This is a genomic window from Vibrio sp. ABH4_348, assembly GCF_056159765.1.
The window spans coordinates 731,647-753,368 of sequence record NZ_JBSWVW010000001.1; the positions used below are offsets into that span (position 1 = coordinate 731,647).

General features: G+C 43.3%; 24 protein-coding genes. 15 read left to right on the top strand and 9 right to left on the bottom strand.

The genetic code is table 11. The annotated features are described in order from the left end of the window. Positions 1-23: 23 nt before the first annotated feature. Positions 24-1,079, bottom strand: coding sequence for an efflux RND transporter periplasmic adaptor subunit (locus ACXAFJ_RS03380; RefSeq protein ID WP_475321419.1), 1,056 nt, complete (start codon positions 1,077-1,079; stop codon positions 24-26). A gap of 111 nt (positions 1,080-1,190) precedes the next feature. Here ACXAFJ_RS03380 and ACXAFJ_RS03385 point away from each other — a divergent pair, with 111 nt between their 5' ends. The 8 genes from ACXAFJ_RS03385 to ACXAFJ_RS03420 all read left to right on the top strand — a co-directional run bounded on the left by ACXAFJ_RS03385 (position 1,191) and on the right by ACXAFJ_RS03420 (position 9,036). Beyond that, positions 1,191-1,877: a TetR/AcrR family transcriptional regulator gene (locus ACXAFJ_RS03385; protein ID WP_475321420.1), complete on the top strand. Its 687-nt coding sequence runs from the start codon at positions 1,191-1,193 to the stop codon at positions 1,875-1,877. 196 nt (positions 1,878-2,073) lie between these two features. Then, positions 2,074-3,558, top strand: a complete 1,485-nt coding sequence (locus ACXAFJ_RS03390) for a carbon starvation CstA family protein (protein ID WP_475321421.1) — start codon at positions 2,074-2,076, stop codon at positions 3,556-3,558. Positions 3,559-3,714: 156 nt separating this feature from the next. After that, positions 3,715-5,412 (top strand): LytS/YhcK type 5TM receptor domain-containing protein, encoded by a 1,698-nt coding sequence (locus ACXAFJ_RS03395; protein ID WP_475321423.1) that lies wholly within the window; start codon positions 3,715-3,717, stop codon positions 5,410-5,412. Further along, positions 5,409-6,146 (top strand): two-component system response regulator BtsR, encoded by a 738-nt coding sequence (gene btsR / locus ACXAFJ_RS03400; RefSeq protein WP_475321424.1) that lies wholly within the window; start codon positions 5,409-5,411, stop codon positions 6,144-6,146. The genes ACXAFJ_RS03395 and btsR overlap by 4 nt, the downstream gene beginning before the upstream one ends. Before the next feature lie 184 nt (positions 6,147-6,330). Further along, a complete protein-coding gene (locus ACXAFJ_RS03405; protein ID WP_475321425.1) occupies positions 6,331-7,068 on the top strand; it encodes a substrate-binding periplasmic protein in 738 nt (245 codons plus the stop codon). An 83-nt stretch (positions 7,069-7,151) separates the two neighbouring features. After that, complete coding sequence (locus ACXAFJ_RS03410; protein ID WP_475321427.1) at positions 7,152-7,751, top strand: LysE family translocator; 600 nt, start codon at positions 7,152-7,154, stop codon at positions 7,749-7,751. 21 nt (positions 7,752-7,772) lie between these two features. Continuing rightward, positions 7,773-8,585, top strand: a complete 813-nt coding sequence (locus ACXAFJ_RS03415; RefSeq protein WP_475321428.1) for an AraC family transcriptional regulator — start codon at positions 7,773-7,775, stop codon at positions 8,583-8,585. 85 nt (positions 8,586-8,670) lie between these two features. After that, positions 8,671-9,036 carry a cupin domain-containing protein gene (locus ACXAFJ_RS03420; RefSeq protein WP_475321429.1) on the top strand — a complete coding sequence of 122 codons (366 nt, stop codon included), beginning with the start codon at positions 8,671-8,673 and terminating at the stop codon, positions 9,034-9,036. 66 nt (positions 9,037-9,102) lie between these two features. On the opposite strand, the gene ACXAFJ_RS03425 is transcribed toward ACXAFJ_RS03420, so the two are convergent. From ACXAFJ_RS03425 to ACXAFJ_RS03435, 3 genes are all read right to left on the bottom strand, one after another. Further along, complete coding sequence (locus tag ACXAFJ_RS03425; protein ID WP_475321431.1) at positions 9,103-10,305, bottom strand: dicarboxylate/amino acid:cation symporter; 1,203 nt, start codon at positions 10,303-10,305, stop codon at positions 9,103-9,105. A gap of 135 nt (positions 10,306-10,440) precedes the next feature. Continuing rightward, the gene (locus tag ACXAFJ_RS03430; protein WP_475321433.1) at positions 10,441-11,157 is read right to left on the bottom strand and encodes a sulfite exporter TauE/SafE family protein; all 717 of its coding nucleotides are present in this window, start codon (positions 11,155-11,157) and stop codon (positions 10,441-10,443) included. A gap of 33 nt (positions 11,158-11,190) precedes the next feature. Continuing rightward, positions 11,191-11,643, bottom strand: coding sequence for an Lrp/AsnC family transcriptional regulator (locus ACXAFJ_RS03435; protein WP_475321434.1), 453 nt, complete (start codon positions 11,641-11,643; stop codon positions 11,191-11,193). A gap of 125 nt (positions 11,644-11,768) precedes the next feature. On the opposite strand from ACXAFJ_RS03435, the gene ACXAFJ_RS03440 reads away from it, so the two are divergent. Beyond that, on the top strand, positions 11,769-12,725 hold the full coding sequence (locus tag ACXAFJ_RS03440; protein ID WP_475321436.1) for a DMT family transporter: 957 nt from the start codon (positions 11,769-11,771) through the stop codon (positions 12,723-12,725). Positions 12,726-12,787: 62 nt separating this feature from the next. On the opposite strand, the gene ACXAFJ_RS03445 is transcribed toward ACXAFJ_RS03440, so the two are convergent. Both ACXAFJ_RS03445 and ACXAFJ_RS03450 read right to left on the bottom strand, forming a co-directional pair. Continuing rightward, positions 12,788-13,492 carry a DUF1826 domain-containing protein gene (locus tag ACXAFJ_RS03445; protein ID WP_475321437.1) on the bottom strand — a complete coding sequence of 235 codons (705 nt, stop codon included), beginning with the start codon at positions 13,490-13,492 and terminating at the stop codon, positions 12,788-12,790. A 192-nt stretch (positions 13,493-13,684) separates the two neighbouring features. Continuing rightward, positions 13,685-13,900, bottom strand: coding sequence for a DUF2986 domain-containing protein (locus tag ACXAFJ_RS03450; protein WP_475321438.1), 216 nt, complete (start codon positions 13,898-13,900; stop codon positions 13,685-13,687). Positions 13,901-14,115: 215 nt separating this feature from the next. On the opposite strand from ACXAFJ_RS03450, the gene sufA reads away from it, so the two are divergent. Genes sufA through ACXAFJ_RS03480 form a run of 6 tightly spaced genes read left to right on the top strand, consistent with a single transcriptional unit; the run spans position 14,116 to position 19,674 of the window. After that, positions 14,116-14,493: a Fe-S cluster assembly scaffold SufA gene (sufA, locus tag ACXAFJ_RS03455; RefSeq protein WP_475321440.1), complete on the top strand. Its 378-nt coding sequence runs from the start codon at positions 14,116-14,118 to the stop codon at positions 14,491-14,493. 32 nt (positions 14,494-14,525) lie between these two features. After that, a complete protein-coding gene (gene sufB, locus ACXAFJ_RS03460) occupies positions 14,526-16,004 on the top strand; it encodes a Fe-S cluster assembly protein SufB (protein ID WP_475321441.1) in 1,479 nt (492 codons plus the stop codon). 3 nt (positions 16,005-16,007) lie between these two features. Continuing rightward, on the top strand, positions 16,008-16,754 hold the full coding sequence (sufC, locus tag ACXAFJ_RS03465; RefSeq protein WP_475321442.1) for a Fe-S cluster assembly ATPase SufC: 747 nt from the start codon (positions 16,008-16,010) through the stop codon (positions 16,752-16,754). Continuing rightward, positions 16,729-18,009, top strand: coding sequence for a Fe-S cluster assembly protein SufD (sufD, locus tag ACXAFJ_RS03470; RefSeq protein ID WP_475321444.1), 1,281 nt, complete (start codon positions 16,729-16,731; stop codon positions 18,007-18,009). Before sufC ends, sufD begins: the two co-directional genes overlap by 26 nt. Then, a complete protein-coding gene (locus ACXAFJ_RS03475; protein WP_475321445.1) occupies positions 17,999-19,219 on the top strand; it encodes a cysteine desulfurase in 1,221 nt (406 codons plus the stop codon). Before sufD ends, ACXAFJ_RS03475 begins: the two co-directional genes overlap by 11 nt. A 56-nt stretch (positions 19,220-19,275) precedes the next feature. After that, positions 19,276-19,674 (top strand): SufE family protein, encoded by a 399-nt coding sequence (locus ACXAFJ_RS03480; RefSeq protein ID WP_475321447.1) that lies wholly within the window; start codon positions 19,276-19,278, stop codon positions 19,672-19,674. 20 nt (positions 19,675-19,694) lie between these two features. Here the strand turns inward: ACXAFJ_RS03480 and ACXAFJ_RS03485 are convergent, their stop codons facing one another. The 3 genes from ACXAFJ_RS03485 to ACXAFJ_RS03495 all read right to left on the bottom strand — a co-directional run bounded on the left by ACXAFJ_RS03485 (position 19,695) and on the right by ACXAFJ_RS03495 (position 21,632). After that, positions 19,695-20,084 (bottom strand): hypothetical protein, encoded by a 390-nt coding sequence (locus ACXAFJ_RS03485; protein WP_475321448.1) that lies wholly within the window; start codon positions 20,082-20,084, stop codon positions 19,695-19,697. 143 nt (positions 20,085-20,227) lie between these two features. Further along, positions 20,228-20,416 carry a DUF1315 family protein gene (locus ACXAFJ_RS03490; RefSeq protein ID WP_475321449.1) on the bottom strand — a complete coding sequence of 63 codons (189 nt, stop codon included), beginning with the start codon at positions 20,414-20,416 and terminating at the stop codon, positions 20,228-20,230. Between the two features lies 1 nt (position 20,417). Beyond that, complete coding sequence (locus ACXAFJ_RS03495; RefSeq protein ID WP_475321450.1) at positions 20,418-21,632, bottom strand: quinone-dependent dihydroorotate dehydrogenase; 1,215 nt, start codon at positions 21,630-21,632, stop codon at positions 20,418-20,420. Between the last annotated feature and the right edge of the window lie 90 nt (positions 21,633-21,722).

Here is a 21,722-nt window from a genome sequence, read left to right on the forward strand (position 1 = left end):
AAAAAATTGCCTATAATCGAATCTTAGAAAGAAAGCGGACGAACTTGAGCACCTTCAAATAAATATTGGGCTCCAACGCTGACGATGGTGTCTCCGTTGTTCAATCCTTCAACAGAAACTAGGTCGCCCTGGCTCGGTTTAACCGAAACCGGTCTCTGAGTCACTGTCTCTGTGGCGTTATCAAAAACCCAAACCCAAGTTTCACCGTTGTTACCCACAACTGAGCCCATAGGGATGTGATGTTTGTGGTTATTGGTCAGTTCCGACTGGGGTAAGGTGCTGATAATGTTGCCAGTCATGCCCGGCAATACACGCCAGTCTGCGGGTGCTTCAAATTCGAAGCTTACTTGGTAAGTTTGTGTGGCTGGATCAGCAGTAGCAGAGGCTTCCAAAAATTGTGCTTGGATTTTTGTATCTGGCGCTGCATCGAGCGTTAAGGTTGCAGATTCACTGAAATCAAATCCAGATTTTAAGACCACACTCGCCGGTACTTGAACAACCGCCTTTGATTTTTCTCGTTGGATTAAGGTGACAACGCCCTGTTGCGGAGACACATTTTCATGCTTTTTGAGGTGAACTTTGGCGATTGTGGCGTCATAAGGCGCAATCAAAACGCTGTCACTAAGCTGTTTTTCAGCGCTATCCAGTGCAACACGGGCAAGTTCTTTTTGAGTGACATGTTTTTCGTACACACTCTGAGATACAGCGTTTTTCTCAAGCAAAGATTGAATGCGTTTTAAATCGGATGAAGCTTGTTGGAACTGAGCTTTGGCGCTAGCAACGGCATTTTTGAAATTGCGCTGGTCTAAACGCGCTATTTGCTGACCTTTTTGTACTGTTTGCCCTTCTTTTAAATCTAGTTCAGTAACTAGCCCGGGAACCTGAAACGTCATGATGGCTTGTTCAGACGCTTCCACTAAAGCGGGAAGAGTGAGCACTTTGCTGTTGAGATTTTCTTCTACCACAAATAATTTCGCAGGTCGGATAGAAGTTTCTGCCGGCTTGCCTTCTGTTTGCCCGCAACCTGTCAGTATAATGGTTGTCATCAAGGCAGATAAGGTTGATTTGCTAGGAAACATACGATTCACCACTTTTGACATGTAGTCTTTAAAAAATTACACTGTGTCTAAATTTAATGACATTGTGTATGAAATTTGAAGGCTGTCAACTTTTTTTTATAGGTTTCAACTGTGAAGAGAGAATTTAGAATCGACAGTATTTTTACTGTTAAGTCGCAGAAGGGATATCGAGCAATAGTTTCGCTGCTGGAAGCGGGGCAAAAATTGATCGCTGAAAAGGGTCTCGCTGGAATGGCAGTTAGCGATCTTTGTAAGCTGGCTGGTGTCAATCGGACATCGTTTTATGCCTATTTTGAATCGCCAGAACATTTCATTGATGTTTTTGCTCAGCTAGAACATGAGCAGTTTGAAGAAGAATACTACGATTTGTATGGCGTAAGGTCTGAAGAGGCTGACCCGGGTGTTGAACGCTTGATTCGTTGTTTGGCGCTCTACGCGCATCGAGCAACTAGCAGCTTTGAATGGAGCCAATCCATGAAGGAGTTGTGCCAAAGCCATGAGCAAACAGCGTGTCAGATAACCGTCAATTTGGAGGAAGACATGCTTGCAGGTATTGAAGCGGGCGATGTCAACATGCCAAAAGAAGATGTTGAAACCTTTACCAAGCTGCTTCTAACGGCTAGCACCATACCTTCTCGTTATTTGATTCAAAGTGACGATCCGCTTGGTAGGGCTAAGGTTCTGATATTCATGCTGGTTTCAGCAGGTCAATTAGTGGATTTGGAGCAAGCAAAACGATACATAGATGACTCTTTTGAGTATATCGCAGAAGCCAAAATCAAAGCTCAAAACGACTAAATTGCATACCCTTAACGCTCGGAAGATCCGAGCGTTTTTCATATTTCAGTTCACAATTTCATTTCCAACCAAACCGCTTAATTGGCTATTTCGCCGCTCACTAATAAATACAACCACTCACCTCATAGGTCGATGCTAGCTTGCTAAGAGTTAGATACATTGAGCACAGTAATAAAACTCTTAAGAGGGAATAGTGATGCTTTGGTTTTTAACCTGTGTGGCAGCGTTGATTGGTGGGTATTTTATTTACGGCGCATTCGTCGAAAAAGTATTTGGCATTAATTCAGCCAGAAAAACACCTGCTCACGCGCAGCGTGATGGCGTTGACTTTGTTCCAATGTCGACACCAAAAGTGTACTTAGTACAGCTACTAAATATTGCCGGCGTTGGCCCAATATTTGGTCCTATCATGGGTGCACTTTATGGTCCTGCCGCAATGCTTTGGATTGTATTGGGTTGTATCTTTGCTGGCGCGGTACACGATTACTTCTCTGGTATGCTCTCCGTCCGAAATGGCGGCGCTTCGGTTCCAACTCTAGCGGGGCGTTACTTAGGCAATGGCGCAAAACACTTTATGAACATTTTTGCCATTGTGTTGTTACTGCTGGTTGGTGTGGTATTCGTATCTGCTCCTGCAGGCATGATTACTAAGCTGATTAACGACCAGACTAGCTTGACGATTTCGATGAGCGCGATGGTGGCTATCATTTTTGCCTACTACCTGATCGCAACGATTGTTCCTGTTGATAAAATCATTGGCCGATTCTATCCATTCTTTGGTGCCTTGCTTATCTTCATGTCTGTGGGTTTGATGACGGCAATTGCGGTTTCACCTGAGCATACCGTAATGGGTGAGTTCCAAGTCAGCGATATGCTGGCAAATCTAAACCCGAATGACATGCCACTTTGGCCTGCACTGTTCATTACCATAGCATGTGGTGCGGTATCTGGTTTCCATGCAACGCAATCTCCGTTAATGGCGCGTTGTATGCAAAACGAGAAGAACGGTCGTTTTGTTTTCTACGGAGCGATGATTGGTGAAGGTGTGATTGCCTTGATTTGGTGTGCAATTGCGCTGTCGTTCTTCGGTACACTAGATGGCTTAAATGAAGCTATTTCTAATGGTGGCCCAGGTAATGTGGTTTACTCGTCATCGTTTGGTTTGTTGGGTGTGTTTGGCGGTATTCTAGCGTTCTTGGGTGTAGTTATTTTGCCAATTACCTCTGGTGATACAGCGTTCCGTTCAAGCCGTTTGATTCTTGCTGAATACTTCAATATTGAACAAAAAACACTGCGTAACCGTTTGATGATGGCGCTACCGCTATTTGTTCTTGGTGCAGTGTTAACTCAAGTAGATTTTGGTGTGATTTGGCGTTACTTCGGTTTTGCCAACCAATCAACGGCGGCCATGATGCTTTGGACGGCTTCGGCTTACTTGCTTCGTCATAACAAACTTCACTGGATTACTACTGTACCAGCGATGTTTATGACGACAGTATGTGCTTCTTTTATCTTGAGCAGCACCAAGCTAGGCTTTGGCTTACCGATTCAAATTTCAACAGTATCCGGTTTGGCATTTGCAATTGCGATTGCACTGTTTGTTATCAAAACTGCGAAAGGTAAGGGTGAAACCGAGCTAGCGGATGAGGAAAAACCTGCAGGCTCAACGAAAACTGCATAATTCGTTTTAATCTTGCAACCCAAGGCCTAACTAGGCCTTGGGTTGTTTGCGTTTGGTCAGCTAAATCATTTGTTGATGCTGTACAATCACTCCCTGTGTTGAGCATCTGCACTTGCTCGAAAGCTAACTCAATAAAAACTGTGCTCAAGGCTTACTATGGATCTAGTCATCTCTCTCCTTCAGCAAATGTGTGTTTACTTGGTATTGGCGTATTTGCTGAGTAAAACACCCGTTGTATTGCCTTTGCTCAACATGTCGCCTCGTCCATCACACCGGTTCATTTGTTATGTGCTTTTTTCAGGTTTTTGCGTTTTAGGTACCTATTTCGGCTTGCACATCAATGATGCCATTGCCAACACCAGAGCCATTGGTGCAGTGATGGGCGGTTTGTTTGGTGGTCCTGTTGTCGGATTTTTTGTCGGTTTAACGGGTGGTCTGCATCGCTATAGCTTAGGCGGATTTACTGATGTGGCTTGTACCATATCGACAACAGCGGAAGGGCTGATTGGTGGTTTATTGCATGTGTATTTTGTTAAACGTAATCGGGTAAGTAGCTTGTTTAATCCAGCGGTGGTGTTTTCAGTCACTTTCGTCGCAGAAATTATTCAAATGCTGATCATCCTGATCGTCGCTAAACCTTTTGCTCAAGCGTACGATCTCGTCTCAGCCATTGCTGCACCGATGATTATTGCCAACTCGGTCGGCGCGGCGCTATTTATGAGTATTCTGTACGATAGAAAAACCATTTTTGAGAAGTATTCGACTACCTATTCCAGAAGAGCTTTAACCATTGCTGAGCGCTGTGTCGGAATTTTGCATAGTGGGTTTAATCACGACAACGCACAAAAAATTGCGCGGATAGTCTATGAAGAAACGCAAGTTGGTGCGGTAGCTATTACGGATAAAGACAAGATTCTCGCGTTTGTGGGGATTGGCGATGATCATCATTTACCCAATACGCCGATTTCGTCACAGTGCACAATGGACTCATTAGAAAACAATACGATTATCTATTTAGATGGAGCACAGAAACCCTACCAATGCTCTTTATCGGAAAACTGCAAGCTTGGTTCTGCGCTGATAATTCCGCTGCGTTCTGGGGAAGAAGTAGTCGGCACCATCAAACTGTATGAACGCAAACACAAACTGTTTTCCACTATTAATATGTCGATGGCAGAGGGGATAGCACAACTGTTATCGAGCCAAATATTGTTTAGCGGCTATTTGCAGCAAAAGTCGTTATTGACGCAGTCTGAGATTAAATTACTGCAAGCGCAGGTTAATCCACATTTTCTGTTCAATGCATTAAACACTATCAGTGCGGTAATTCGTCGCAATCCAGATAAAGCTAGAGAATTGGTGCTTAACTTGTCTCGTTTCTTCAGAAGTAACCTGAAACAAAACATTGAAACGGTAACAGTGAAAGAAGAACTGGACCACGTTGATGCCTATTTAAGTATTGAAAAAGCGCGCTTCAGCGACAGGTTGCATGTCGACATTGATATTGCCGATGAATTGCTCTCACAAAAAATCCCCAGTTTTACTTTGCAGCCGTTAGTAGAAAATGCCATTAAACACGGTGTTTCCCAAATGCTTGAAGGTGGATTGGTCAGAGTATTTAGCGAGTCAGTTGAGAATGGCTTTGTGATTACGGTAGAAGACAATGCAGGGCTCTACGAAAACCCGGATAACTATCATTCTGGCTTAGGGCTAGACATAGTCACGAAGCGATTAGAAAACCGGTTTGGTAGTGAATCATCGTTGCAAGTTCAATGTAAACGGCGAGTATTTACACGGATGAGCTTTTTGTTACCCGTCGCCCACGTGGCGAAGCAGGTTGAGGGTTGTGCATGAGATTAACGGCGTTAGTTATTGACGATGAATTGTTGGCTCGAGAAGAGCTGAGAGAGTTATTGGACTCGACCAATTTGATAGACGTGGTTGGAGAAGCCAGCAATGCAATAGAGGGTTTAAAACGCATTAACGAATACAAACCCGATGTGGTGTTTTTGGATATTCAAATGCCGCAGATCACGGGTTTAGAGCTTTTGGCTATGTTGGATCCGGACACCATGCCGCAAGTGGTATTTGTCACGGCTTATGATGAGTTTGCAATTCAGGCGTTCGAAGATAATGCGTTTGACTACTTACTCAAGCCAGTTGAGCCAGCTCGTCTTGAAAAAACAATGGGCAAGTTGAAGCGGCGTTTTGCTCAATCAACCGTAACCAATCAGATTCAGAACCTCCCACAAGACCTCGTACCCGAAACACTGAAACACATTCCATGCCACGGATTAAACCGTATTTTATTGGTGCCGACTATGGAGGTTGAAAGTGTGTTTTCCGATGTGTCTGGGGTTCAAGTGAATTCTGCGTTGCAAAAAGCCACCACGCAACTGACGTTAAAAGTCATTGAAGAAAAAACGGAATTGATACGTTGTCATCGACAGTACTTGGTGAGTCTGGCTCATATCAGAGAAATTAAACTGTTGGAGAACGGATTGGCTGAAATCGTGACCACCAGTGATTACCGAGTTCCGGTAAGCCGTCGGTATCTGAAAACGCTGAAAGAGTCGATCGGGTTTTGAGTTTTGACAATCTTAGTGTTTCTTGAACTAAGCTTACTAGAGAGTTAAGTGATGATTAATCTGGCTTATGATAAGCAAACATCTCCGGTATCAACATCTTTACCATACCAATAGATTACTGACACTCATTCTCGTTCTGATAACCTTATTCTTTACACAGGGCGTGTTGGCTTGTGAGTTGAAAATGGGTTATCGGACCAGTGCTCGGCCGCCTTTAATTGAGGCCCATCCTTCTAATCAAGGTCTGTACTTTGACCTATTTGAAGAAGCAGCTTCGCGAATTGGATGTCAGTTGAAAGTTGTTCGCGCACCCAAAGCTCGATTATTGAAAGATCTGCAGTACGGTGCCATCGACTTTTATCCTGGATTTACCTTTACGGTGCAGAGGGCAGGTTATATCTATTACATTGCAAACGGCTTAGCGGGTGGAGATATTGGTGTGTCTCGCCAGGATTTACCCAATATTACTGAATTAACACAGCTTTCTGGATTGAGAGTGATCCAAGCAATTGGTGCACCTAGGTTGGTCGATCATTTATCTGATGTCAGTTTGCAAAGGGTACCAGAAATGACGGTCGCTGATGCCTTTGAGCTAATTCAACGAAAACGAGCAGATTTTTACATTTACAACCGAGAATCGGTTCGTTACTTCTTTTCTACCCAGAATCCAGAGAATATACGTCTTCATTATGATTGCTGCGGAGGAGACAGAACCCTGTATTTGGGTTTTTCAAAACAATCTCCCCACATCAAACTGCAAAAAAATATCAAATATGATCGTTCAAAAGCGTTATCTGCAGACAATTACCCTTTGTCTCCGATTTCCTCATCAATAGCCGGCAAATTGGCTCAGACACTTGAAGTTATGGCGCAAGATGGGACTACCGAGAAACTTGTGAACCGCCATTACGGGCGGCAGTGATTCTAGTTTGACTGCAATATCGTTCAATAAAGTGCATCGGCTCTTATTTATCCTCTTTTCTTGAACTAAGAGGAGAGAGTTTAATGGACAACATGCTAACGGCAATGACCGTTTTTGCTTTGGTAGGAGCGATTTCACCGGGCCCGGTTAACATTATCGCCACCTCGACCGCAATGCATAAAGGAATTGGCGTGGCTGCAAGGCATGTCGCTGGTGCATCGGTATCCTATGCGGTGGTTGTACTTTTGTGTGGGTTGTTTCTAACGACGGTCGCAAATTGGACACCAGCGATCACTCAGGTATTGACATACGCAGGCAGTGTTTTCTTATTGTATCTTTCGTACAAGATTTTTACCGCTCCGGTACAAGGGGAAATTGACGAATCAATTGATGAGAAAACGAGCCGCTACGGCTGGTGGACAGGATACTTTGCGCAAAGCTTAAACCCTAAAGCCTGGTTGGTCGCGATGTCTGGGGTGAGCTTGTTTGTTGTCGGACAAGACGAGAAATGGTTAACTATTTATGTGCTGGTGTCTCTAGTTGTCTGTCTTTTCAGTATTGGTGCATGGGCGGCGTTAGGTAGGATACTAGTTCGTCTGCTAGCCAACCCAACACACCAAAAGCGTTTTAATCAAGTCATGGGGATACTGCTGGCATTGTCTGTTGTCGCGATCTGGAAATAGCAACCAAACGAAATTGGAATTATGAAGAAGGACAAAACAGCCAGTTTTAAACGATCGACATCACTACCTTGGGTAGAGATGCGAGTGGCAAGTCATAGCAGCGCTTGCTACCAGTCGCATTCTCATGATGAATTCTCGTTTGGTTTGATCACTCAAGGTCGAGCGTTATACAAAAATCGAGACAAAACCCACCAAATTTCACAAGGTGATTTAGTCTCAATCAACCCGGGAGATGTGCACTCTTGTAATCCTGAAGCGGGTGACTGGTCATACAGTATGTTGTTTGTCGATGCCAATCGACTTGGTGAGTTACAAACTGATATTTCAGGGAAAAGTGAATCGATAGATTATTTGGCGTTTGAATCAGATTTAATGACAAACGACAAAATAAAAACTATGTACGAGTCGCTGTTTTGCTCATTGGCGACAGACAGTCATCCATTAACAGTGCAAGAACAATTGACCAATTTTGTCGCACTTGTATTTGGTGAGGGAGTAGCTGACAAGAAACGTCCAACCTTGCAAATAGACCAAGTGAGACAAAGATTACTAGACGATATTTCTGATACGCCAAGTTTGGAGGTATTAGCTAAAGATGTGGGACTAAGTCGATATCAGTTGTTACGAGCATTCCAAAGTAATTATGGACTGCCACCATACGCTTACGTTATCGATGAAAAAATCAAACGCTCTAAATCCCTACTAAAGAGCGGCATGAGCATATCTCAAATAGCATTAGAGCTGGGTTTTTCCGACCAAGCCCATTTCCAACGACATTTTCGCAAAAAACTCGCCGTTACCCCTGCTTATTACCAATCTCACTTTATTGAGTGAATTGATAAGTCTCAAATTGGCACAGACCAAGGTAGTTGTTATCGATTAGACTGAAAATCGGCGGCAAAAGAAGGGAATCTATACTATGCCTAAAACGACTCAGACGTATTGGAATACGTTAGCAGAGTTAAACAAAGCGCTATGGGAGCCAGTGCCGGGTCTTGAAAACATCGCAGAGCAGCTTACTTTGAGTTCTGATCCCTTAACCGGTGAATATACTCGTTTAACTCGTTTTTACCCCAACACGGATACATATCAATTTTCAGGGAAAAGTCACGAATACCCAGAAGAGGTATTTATTGTTGACGGTCGGCTGTTTGACGATGCATTTGGTAGTTGGCTAGAGAAAGGTCACTATGCAAGTCGTCCGCCAGGGGAAGTACATGGTCCATTTAAAACAGATATCGGTTGCCTTGTTTTGGAAGTGTCGTTTCCCAATAAATCAGAGTGAATTAACAAATCGGTATGCTTACAGAATATGGCGACCAAAGGTCATTGGCCGCCACAGGATATTAGATTAACGCTCTTCTTTTGCAATCTCATCAATGATCACTGCACACGCTGCATCACCAGTGATGTTGAGAGCCGTACGAATCATGTCAAAAATACGGTCCAAAGCGAATAGTAGTGGTAGACCTTCAATTGGAATCCCTGCTGCTAGAAGTACCGCGACCACGAGGAAAGACGGGCCAGGAACACCTGCTTGACCGACCGCACCTAAGGTTGAGGTGACGATGATTGCGATATACGCACCCATTGAAAGATCAATGTTGAACAGTTGAGCAAAGAAAATAGCCACTAAGCCGTAGTAAATTGCGTTACCGCTCATATTGATGGTCGCACCCAACGGCAGTACGAAAGAAGCGGTTGAATTCTTAACACCCAGTTCATGCTCGACTGTATTCATGGTAACCGGCAAGGTAGCCATTGATGACGCAGTAGACAGTGCGACGGCTTGCGGCTTTTTCATCGTCACAAGAAACTTCTTCGCCGAAGTTTTAGTAAAGAACTGCACCATCAGTGGGTAAACCACAAAACCGAAAATTAAAATAGCTGCGATGTACACCAAGAATAGTTTAAACACGACCATCAAGGCGCCAAAACCAAACGTACCCACGGCTTCTGCCATCAAACCGAATACGCCAATTGGTGCAATGATCATTACGCAATTGATCATGTAAACCATGCTATCAACGATAGTGTTTACGCCTTTGATAACAGGATCGCGTCGGTCTGCTGGCTGCTTAGAAAGTGCAACGCCAAAGAACAAACAGAAAACCAAGATTTGTAGAATATTCGCGTCATTCAGTGATTGAAAAATGTTGGTTGGGATCATACCTGTGATGGTAGCCCAGAAAGTAGGTAGCTCACCTTTTGATGCGTATTCTGCAGAGAACATGCCTTCAACTCCTGACATATCGATACCGATCCCTGGCTTAAACACTTCACCCATTAACAGAGCAAGAGCCACAGCCAAAGCAGATGTCGCACCGAAGAACATCAAGGTTGAAATTCCAACTTTTCCAGCGTTGGTGCTATTGCCGAGGCCAGCAGCTCCTGAAATAAGTGCGACGGCAACGAGTGGGATTACCAACATCTTGATTAGGTTTATGAATATTGTTCCTAGAGGAGCAAACATCGCGGCGTCTTCACCCATGATGGCACCAACTAGGGTACCTAAGATCATTGCAATAACGACTTGAAAGCCGATATTACTCATTAAGCTTTTACTTGGAGTCAATTTCTTACCCTCAATTTTAAAACGAAAAAATAAGCAAACGTTTGTTTTTTGGTTTTATGGGCTGGGTATTTTATTTATTGAGGGAGGTATGTCTACATTTTGTTTGTTTATTGGTTATTTATAAAATGTCATGAGCGTGTGAGTTGCTAGTGCGCTTAGTAGCAACTTAATAAGAAGTATCATGGCGTCGTTATTAGCCTTGACTCGCAGTTGGGTTCCGATCCATGACCCCAAAATCGATCCCAGTATCATGGTGAAAATGACAGGTAGATGGTCGAGTAGCTCTACCCCAATAAACGCAAAAACAGGGATTTTAGCCAGGTGACTGACAGTCATAAACAGGGCACTAGTAGCAACTATCGCATCTTTTGAACTCAGCTGTTTGGCTAGGACCGTTAACGATAGTGGCCCCGTTGCACCAACAATCAACCCTAGCCCAGTTTGCAAAAAACCGATTAAGTAGTAATTTTCGAATCGACTTATGAATTTTTGAAAAGGCGTACACCATAAATTTAATAGGATGTAAGCCCCAATAAATAACGGAATAAAAGTTAACGATATTTGCGTTATTAACAATCCGAAAATTAGCGTCCCAATAGTTGAACCTAGCAAAAAAGGCCAAAGCAGCTCCCATCTCACGTGTTGCCACGAGAACAACATTCTAGATGAGTTGCTGGCTAATTGAGTCAGCCCATGAATGGGAATGACGATGCTGCTGCTTAAATAGCTAGGTAAAATGGCAATGAGTAACATGCCACCGCCAAAACCTATCACTGCAGCAACAAATGAGGTTATAAAGGAAATCAGTCCTAGCTCAATCGCTTCTATCACTAATCCTCCTTTGGTTTGGCAAACGTTACACTGTTAAATGGGAATATTTAGTCCCAGCTTTACATTACTCATGGCAACATTTGACCTAAAAATGTGAATACTTTCATCATTTAAAAGCCATTCATGACAGAAAGCCTCGTACTGCTCCATATTTTTGGTATTCACAATTAATATGAAATCATTATTGCCTGCCACGTAATAACACTGTTGAACCTGCGAGAACGACAACGCCTTTTTTTTAAACGCGTTGACGATGTCAGTCCCACCTCGCTTCAATACGATTTCGACAATGATGGTGACAAATTCATCGAAGTGGTCGGAATCAAGAATGGCCACTTCTCGACTGATCATACCGGACGTTCTTAACTTTTTAAGACGGCGTTGTACTGAAGTAGGAGACAAACCCAACTTGTCGCCCATCTCTTCCGATGTTCGACGCAAATTATCTTGCATTAACTTAAGTATCTGTCGGTCAAATTCGTCCATGCAGCTTTTCTTCATTTCATAAGTAAAGTTGCAGTATAGCGACGTTTTAAAGTCAAAATAAGCCGAAATGAAGCAGTGGGATGCCCCTATCATCACAAATAAGATGTTTAGACGGGATGATTACTTTGAAAAGCTCTTCTTCAGACATGACACGTGGAATCGTGTTTGGATCGCTCGCGGCGGCGATTTGGGGCAGTTGGCCGATTGTCTCTGAATTGGCAAAACTAAATGCGTTATCAACGGGCGACATAATTGTTCTTCGCTGCGTAATCTCGGGAATTATTTTACTGCCAGTTCTGTTTTACTTTTCGATTCCGGTCAAAGAAGTCCTCACAAAAGGGGTTGCACTGGCGACGTTTGCAGGTGCGCCTTACATGTTTTTTGCTTTAGAGGGGATAAGTCTTTCATCAGGGGCACACTTTGGAGTGATCGCACCGAGTTCTATGTTGGTTTTTGTTCAGCTGGGGAGCATTTTTCTTTTCCGGGAGCAGATGAGCAAGCCAAGGTTAGTCGGAACGTTATTGATTGTATCTGGAGTCATTGCGGTAGGCTGGAGCGGGTTACAGGATATGGGAGCTCAAACCATCAAGGGTGATCTCATGTTTGTAATGAGTGGATTGCTTTGGTCTGGCTTCACACTGATGTCAAAATACTGGAAGCTTAATCCTTGGGTTGCGACGGCCATGGTGTCTACCGTATCGACAGTATGGTGCTTACCTTACTTATTGCTCAACGTTGCAGAGATGATCAGCAGGGCTTCAACTTCGACTCTGTTGGGGCAAGGGCTGTTCCAAGGCGTGGTAACAGCGGTATTGGCGTTGGTTTTCTACTCGAAATCGGTCACGTATTTAGGTTCAGCGAAGGGATCCATTTTTGCTGCTTTGGTTCCTCCTATTGCACTGTTACTGAGTGTGCTGATTCTAAATAAAGCATTAACAGGACTGGAAGCGATTGGTGTACTAACGATTCTATTTGGAATGACGCTTTCTCTGGGTGTAACCAATATGTTGATAAAATATTTGGCCAAATTTCGATTTGGCTATGCCGTGAAGCAGGGTAACTCGACGGCCAAAACCATTTGAAGCACTTTTAACTTGAAGCACTTTTAACAACGGAGAGGAGTGTAGCCTCTCCGTTCGCTTTGTTAATCAATGAAGTCCATGGTTAGTAATAAGCGAGGTGCGCTATTTTCTCCCTCGGGAGCGGCAGGTGAGCGGTGTACTAATCCATTTCCTAGATTTTCGGGCCAGTTTTCTCCCTTAAGCAATGCAACATCTCCTGCTAGCAGTTGCTGTATTTGTTCAGACCGTGAGTAAATACCTGACTCTGCGTCGGTTAATCCGATACTTCCCGCGCCAAGCTTAGTTCGGTCAACGTGGTCATTTGCAAGCCATTCTGTTGCAATACCGCTGTAAGTGGTTACCAGTCGGCATGGGACTTTATCAACGTGAAACTTAGGACACATTGGACTAGACAATGTTGCAAGGCGTAATCCCACTCGTTTCGCATCAAATAAACAGCAAAACATATCGACGAGCTGAGCAATGTCCTCGCAAAGTTGAGTCTTACCCTCGTTCATATCGATCGCTTTTTCTAAGTCAGCTAACGCTTCAACTGCCGTGGTGTTGATATTGGCTTTTATCACCATGCCGGAATCAATTTGTCTGTTAATGACCTCAGTAAATTCCGAAGGTAAGCGTCTTTGCCAAATACAGATGTTGGTTTTAGGTTGGTAGATGTTGGTTAACACTTGCGGGGTATTTGACTGTGAGACACCAGTAATAGAGGTCGTTGACAACAAATCATTGGATTCAGTGATAGGCATTGAAGGTTCGGTTAATGCGTTCATTTTGATTACAGTAAGTGAGCTATTTGGAGATGTTATAACATAACAATTGTGACAAGAGCCACTTCAAGCGTTGGTAGTTCAAAACTATTTGTTGACGCCCTTTTGTTAGCAACCGATCGTTCGCCAGAATAACAATCGTGGAACTAGCGAGTACGTGACTACGTTCTCGCTAGTAGATTATTGGTTGTAAGGTTAACACGCCCTAGTTTCTACTGGATTATCAGCGGAGTTTTCCTGCAAATCTTCACCGGCTTGCTCAATGGTTTCAGGCTTTTCCGATTCAAGCAGTGCAAGCTTTTCTCTTTCGGCTTTCGAGATGTATTTAGGCTTGTTGCTCTTGTGGAGCTTCGCGTTTTTCTTTTTCTGCTTTTGTTTAAGGATAGTATTTATCTTTTTTTTGCGGTTCATTGCTCTGGTACTGCTCAAGTTCGTTAAAGCAATTATACCAATCAATTCGGTGTTTAGGCTGAATCATTTAACTCTTAATCATCGGCTTGTTCGTCACCTTATTACATTGACTGCCTAATTATTCTATAACCGGAGGCAACGCATGGTTGAATATGCTAATGATAATTAATATCATTCATACCCAAATGAGAGTGGATCGTGTTAAGGAATGAGCAGTGGCCGATTTAACCAGTGATATCGATAGCTTCGACCCAACCGAAAATAATTGGCAGGGCGTGACTTTGTCTGACACCGCCGTAAGACAAATCTTGAAATTGAGCGAGTCTGAAGGTGTATTCGGACTGCGACTCGGTGTAAGGCCATCCGGCTGCGCTGGTTTTGCTTATGACCTCAAAGTGGCAAAGGAACTTGACCCTACTGATTTAGAGTTTGGTCGTGAGGGAGCAAAGCTATTTGTGCCAATTAGCGCGATGCCATACCTAGACGGTACGGAAGTCGATTTTGTTCGCCAAGGTCTAAACCAAACATTCCAATATAACAATCCAAAAGTACAAAACGCCTGTGGGTGTGGAGAAAGTTTTAATGTGTCGTAACCACTGTTACATAACGTCAGGTGGGGTCAGCTATGAGTGAAGCACCATTTGAAATTCAAGAAGACGTTCAAGAATGGATGGCGAAAGAGGCGTATCCAGAAGGTTTCTTTAGTGAACTAGATGTTGACCAGTTTTCAAAAGGTATTAACGAAGACGTTGTTCGAGCTATATCTGCAAAAAGAAACGAGCCCGATTGGATGTTGGAGTTTCGACTGAAGGCATTTGAGATCTGGAAAGGCATGGAAGAACCACATTGGTTGAAAGCCGAGTATCCAGAACTCAACTACCAAGATTACAGCTATTATTCAGCGCCGAGTTGTGGCAATTGTGACAACTCTTGTGATTCGAATACCGAGCAAAGTGCCTCAGATGACTACTTAACGGAAGAAGTAAAAGAAGCGTTTGATAAATTAGGTGTTCCTGTCGACGAACAAAGTAATGTGGCAGTAGATGCTATCTTTGACTCTGTTTCAGTGAAGACAACTTTCAGCGACAAATTGGCTGAACAAGGCATTATTTTTTGCTCGTTTAGTGAAGCTATTCACGAGCACCCAGAGTTGGTGAAAAAATACTTAGGTACGGTTGTTCCTCCTGAAGATAATTTCTTTGCTGCGTTGAATGCGGCAGTCGCATCTGACGGAACATTTGTTTACATTCCAAAAGGCGTTACTTGCCCGATGGAGCTTTCGACTTATTTCCGAATCAACGCTTCTAAAACTGGCCAGTTTGAACGTACCATTTTGGTTGCTGATGAAAATAGTTACGTTAGCTACATTGAAGGATGTTCAGCGCCCGCTCATGGCAGTTATCAACTACATGCTGCAGTCGTTGAAGTCATTATTCATCGCGATGCACAGGTTAAGTATTCAACGGTTCAGAACTGGTTCTCAGGTAAAGATACTGACGGCGGAATTTTAAACTTCGTCACCAAGCGAGCGTTGTGTGAAGGCAATGGCTCAAAAATGTCTTGGACTCAATCTGAAACAGGTTCTGCAATTACTTGGAAGTATCCGAGTGTCATTTTACAAGGCGATAACTCAATCGGTGAGTTCTACTCTGTGGCTTTGACCTCTGGTAAACAGATGGCAGACACGGGGACCAAAATGATTCACATTGGTAAAAACACCAAGTCGACCATTATCTCTAAAGGCATTTCAGCTGGACAAAGCGAGAACAGCTATCGCGGTCTAGTTAAGATCTTGCCGGGTGCCCAAAACGCCCGAAACTTCACACAATGCGATTCCATGTTGATTGGCGCAGAGTGTGGCGCCCATACCTTCCCGTACGTTGAAGTTCGCAACAACTCAGCTCAAGTTGAACACGAAGCAACGACGACCAAAATTGGTGAAGACCAACTGTTTTACTGTAGCCAACGCGGTATTGCCGAAGAAGATGCTATCTCGATGATAGTCAATGGTTTCTGTAAAGACGTGTTTTCAGAATTGCCACTAGAATTTGCCGTTGAGGCCCAAAAACTGCTCTCTATCAGCCTTGAGCACAGCGTAGGATAAATCATGCTAACTATAAATAATCTAAGTGCCGAAATTGAAGGTAAAGAAATCCTGAAAGGAATTGACCTTGATATTAAACCGGGTGAAATTCACGCCATTATGGGCCCAAATGGTTCAGGAAAAAGTACGCTCGCTAGCGTGTTGGCTGGTCGCGAAGAGTACGAAGTGACCGGGGGCGAAGTCGAGTTTAAAGGTAAAGACCTACTAGATATGGACCCAGACGAGCGAGCTGGAGAAGGCGTCTTCTTGGCATTTCAATATCCAGTTGAGATTCCAGGCGTGTCGAATCACCTGTTTTTAGAAGCCGCAGTCAACTCAGTGCGTGAATATCGCGGGCTTCCTGAATTAGAAAAGTTTGAGCTAGCGGACAAGATTGAAGAGAAAATCGAGCTTCTTAACATGCCGAAGGATCTACTCAAACGCTCGGTTAACGTTGGCTTTTCTGGTGGTGAGAAAAAGCGTAACGATATACTGCAGATGGCGATGTTAGATCCGGATCTTTGTATTCTGGATGAGACCGACTCAGGTTTGGATATTGACGCTTTAAAAGAAGTCTCTAATGGCGTTAATGCGTTGAAAGATGGCAATCGTTCATTTGTGATTGTTACCCACTATCAGCGAATCCTAAACTACATAAAGCCTGACCACGTTCATGTGTTGTATAAAGGCAAAATCATCAAGTCTGGTGATTTTTCTATGGTGGCGGAGCTAGAGGAGAAAGGCTATGGGTGGCTTACTGGCGATGAGTGATGAGTGTAAAAGCCTAAATCAGCTCTGGTTAGATAACAAACAAGCGAGTGGTGTTCAGCAGGATCATTGGGCCAAATACGTTGAACAAGGCCTGCCAACGGTTAAGCACGAGGACTGGAAATACACCTCGCTTGAGTCTTTTAAAACAATAGACTTTGTCGCTAGCCCTTCAAGCGCGAATATAGATCAACAAGCATTTGAATCTCAACTGCTTGATATTGATGCGATCCGATTTGTGTTCGTTGACGGCCAGTTCGACCAATCGTTATCAAAGACTGAAGATGCTGCATTTGAATTTGCGATTGTTAGTTCGTCCGAGTTTGAAGCCCCGCAAGCTGTTGAGCCTGAGATCTTCCTTCATCTTAATGAAGCGCTGGCGAAAAGTGTATTAACCATAAAGGTTAAGCCTAACGTCGAGGTTGAAAAACCAATCCACATTGTCAACATTGATGCGAATTTGAACTCTGGCTCTAGTGTGACACGTCAACATATCGACATTGCGCAAGGTGCATCGGTTAATGTAGTTGAACAGTACTTATCACTAAACCCAGAAAACCAGCAAGGCGTATTTCACACCGGTAGGCTTTCGGCAAACGTCGGTAATAATGCAAGCTTTGAGCACTACTGCGTGATTCAAGGAGCAAAGCAGAGTCATCACTTTAGCCACAATGACATCATTGTTGGACGAGATGCGCGCATTAATAGCCAAAGCTTTTTGCTTTCAGGTCATTTGATCCGTAGGACAATCAGCACCGAGCTCAATGGCAACAATGCTTATCTTAGAGTGAATAGTTTGTCGCTACCGCAAGGCAATCAAACGTTCGATACGCGAACTTATCTTGAACATAATTCGACACACTGTGACAGTGAACAGCTACATAAAATCATTGCAACAGACCAAGCAACTGCTGTATTCAACGGCATGATTAAAGTCGCAAAAGGTGCGATTCAAACTGACGGTCAGATGGACAACCACAATCTATTGCTCAGTGAAAAAAGCCAAGTAAATACAAAACCGCAACTTGAAATCAACGCAGATGATGTAAAATGCAGTCACGGAACCACAACAGGTGCAATCAACCAAGATCAGGTTTTCTATCTAATGGCTCGTGGTATTTCACGTAAACAAGCCGAGAAAATTGTGACTATGGCGTTTGCTAATGAAGTGACCGACTTTATTGAAGTACAGAGTATCCGAGACGTTGTTGTCGAGGCGATAGATAAAGCAATTCAAGGCAGTATGAATGGCGATTGAACAGCAAAAAATTAGAGCGCAATTTCCCACTCTCAATGTAGAGGTAAACGACAAACCCTTGGTTTATCTAGACAGTGGGGCAACCGCTCTTAAGCCCATTTGCGTAGTAGAGAGAACAAACGAGTTTTACCAAAAAGAAAATGCCGCGGTTCACCGTGGCATTCATTCTTTAAGCGCTAACGCAACAGATGCGATGGAGTCAGTACGTACTCACATACAATCTTTTATCGGTGCTTCATATCGAGAAGAAGTTGTCTTTACTGCCGGCACCACAGCGTCGCTTAATATTGTTGCCCACGGCTTGTGTAATACTGTGCTAAACGCTGGTGATGAAATCATCATCACTGACATGGAACATCACGCTAACATTGTCCCTTGGCAAACTTATGCCAAGCGCCACCAGTTGACTGTAAGAATCTTGTATTCGGATACTAACGGTGAGTTGGATCTGAACGAACTGAAAGGCCTAATTAGCGAAAAAACCAAGGTCATTTCGGTTGCCCATGTTTCTAATGTATTGGGCACGATTAATCCTGTCGAAGACATCTGTCAACTTTGTCGCCAACAAGGAATCATTTCCGTTGTCGATGGTGCGCAAGCAATCGTCCACCAAGCGGTAGATGTTTCAGATCTAGGATGTGACTTCTACGCATTTTCCGCTCATAAGCTTTACGGACCGACTGGAATCGGAGTGCTTTACGGTCGAAAAGACCAATTAGATGCGTTGCCTCCATTTGAAACCGGTGGCGCGATGATTTCGCAAGTCGATCTTGAGGACGGAACTACCTTCAACGACATTCCTTGGCGATTCGAAGCAGGTACCCCTAATGTTGCTGGAATCATAGGCTTTGGTGAAGCTCTCAAATTTGTTGAAGAACTCGGTCTTGATGAGATTGCCGAGTACGATAATGACTTGATTGAATATGCGTATCAAAAACTGTCTTCAACTCAAGGTGTTACCATCTATGGTCCAGCTAAGCGGGCAGGTGTCATCTCATTCAATCTCAATGACATTCATGCTTTTGATGTCGGTAGCTTTTTAGACAAATATGGTATCGCGATTCGAACAGGTCACCACTGTGCAATGCCGTTGATGAAAAAGTATGGCGTATCATCGATGTGTAGAGCATCTTTTGCCGTTTATAACACCAAAGAAGAAGTTGATCTTCTGGTAGAAAAGCTTGAGCGTATTCGGCTTTTTTTTGAATAAGGTTTTTGAATAAGGTTTTTGAATTACGTTTTTGAGTTGGATTTTGGATTAGAGCAGTGGATAGACAAACAATAATAAAGAATTTTGATCGTTGTTACGACTGGGAAGACAAATACATGTACCTAATTTCATTAGGTGAAAAGTATGCAAATCTACCGTTAGAGGCACAAACAGAATCCAATGAAATTCATGGCTGTCAAAGCAAAGTTTGGATAAACGTAGAGCAGAAAGAGGGCAAGGTGGTATTGACTGGAACTAGCGATGCCGCGATAGTGAAAGGCTTAGTTGCAGTTGTGACGATTGGACTTTCGAATCAAACCGCATCCGATATTTTATCATTTGATATCAAAGTATTTCTGCAAAGTTTAGGGTTGGAAAAGCAACTTACGCCAACACGAGCTCAAGGGCTACAGGCTATGGTCAACACCATTTACCAAAAAGTATCTCAGCTCTAATTCTGTTTTATCACTTCAGTTCAAGAGCAGCGTTTTACGAAATCTCGTCGTAAAATTGCTGCTTTTTCGTTTATCTCATAGCAATCATATAGTTTGCAGATATGCGTTAACGCTATTCGAGCATACTTTTTGCTGATGGTTCTGGCTTCATAGCTGTTTGAATCATCGTCGTAGATGACCATCATTCGAGTATAGATTTTTCGTAAAGCCTGAAGATAACTCTTGTCGTCACCAAACTTTTGCGCGATTTTACTGAGCTGTTCGGCAGCCTTGTAAAACTCGATAATGACACTGGGCACCGCACCTTGTTTATTTAGGTTTTTCTCTGCGATATGAAACTCGACGGTCGAGTCAGTGAGCTGAAAGTGATAAGTATCGATTTCTTTTTTAATCCAAGCGTTAAACTGCACGGTCACTCCTTACATTTATTTGAAAATGATAATTATTATCAAATAAAACTGCAACGTTACAGTTTGTGTGGGATTAGGTCTGCTACGTCCCAAGTTTGATTGGCACGTAGCAGATTATCAGTGAACGGTGTGATGCGAAAATTCTATTGAACTAAACTCGTCGCCTTAACTTCTCGAATGAGTACCGCCTTCTCGCAAGCCTTGCGTTGCTTTTCACTAAGCGGCAGACCATTTCTCCATGACCCGTTTTCGAGGGCATGTTTAAATTCGACGTATAATTGCTCAGGCAATTGGTGCACGATAGACGCAAAACACGGTTCACTATGTAACACGTTAGGCTACCTTTTCTTCTGGGTGTGAATCAGCACTTTCGATCGATTCTACTTTTATTGGAGGAAGAGGGTTTCTTGAACCAACAGCCTCTTCAATTGAATTAAACCCATCTTTGTTAAGAAGTTTTACCAAGCCACGATTGATTTCGTTAATGTTCTGAGGACCATCAAAAATCATAGTGGTAATCATGTGCAGTAAGTTGGCTCCTGATGTGATTTTTTCGTAGGCATCATTTGCGCTAAATACACCACCCACACCGATAATGGTGATTTTACCGCGAGTACGACGATAAACATGGCGAATAACGTTGGTCGAGATACGTTGAAGTGGCAATCCACTCATTGCACCTTTACCTTTTGGCAGCTTACCTTGTGCTGAAGGGTATTCCTCTGGAATATGCTCTTCATTCGTTTCGGGTTTTGCTAGATTAGTCAGTACAACTCCGTCCATCTTGTGAGCAATACATCCGTCAACAATGACATTGATTTCTTCAAGAGTCATATCAGCCGCTAACTTTACGTAAATTGGTCGGTCAGTCAGTGGACGAATTTCTTCGTTAATGGCGGAAAGTAGTGCATCTAAGTAATCAGGATTAACAAAAGGTTCGCCATCTTGAGTGTTTGGACAACTGATGTTGACGGTAAAGTAATCACCAATGTCTTTAAACGCTCGCATGGTCTTTAAGTAATCCGCGATAGAATCTTCCAATACAAATTCAGGAGTGATATTCGATTTAGCGGCATTGATTCCAACCCGTAAGCGACCAAAGTTAGCATTGGCGAGTCGCTGGGCAATTTTTTCAGCACCTTGGTTGTTTAGACCATACCAAACCACAATGGCTTTTGATTTGACCATTCTGAATAGTCGACGTCCTGGGTTTCCGGGGCAGACTTCACCGGTAAATGACCCAAGCTCAGCGAGACCGAAACCTAGAGAAGGGTATATCTTGGTTAGTTCACCATCTTTATCGAAACCAGCGGATAAGCCAATCGGATTGCGATATTCGACACCATCGACGGTTGTCTTCAAGGATTTATGATTGTAATCGAACAGAAGGCTGGTTAACCCTCGTGTAATTGGATTAGAACCTAAGAAAATACCCACTTTTTTCAAAGCTGCGTGGGCCTCTTCTGGTTCCATTAAAAATATCAGAGGACGAACGATTCTGTATAGGACTCGTAGTATAAAGTTTCGGATTCCTAAGAGTGTACTCATGACTAAATTCCTTTGTAGGGCTTGTTATTTTAATGTAAATGATATTGATAACAATTATCAATATCATTTACATTAGCAGCGCTTGCGCTG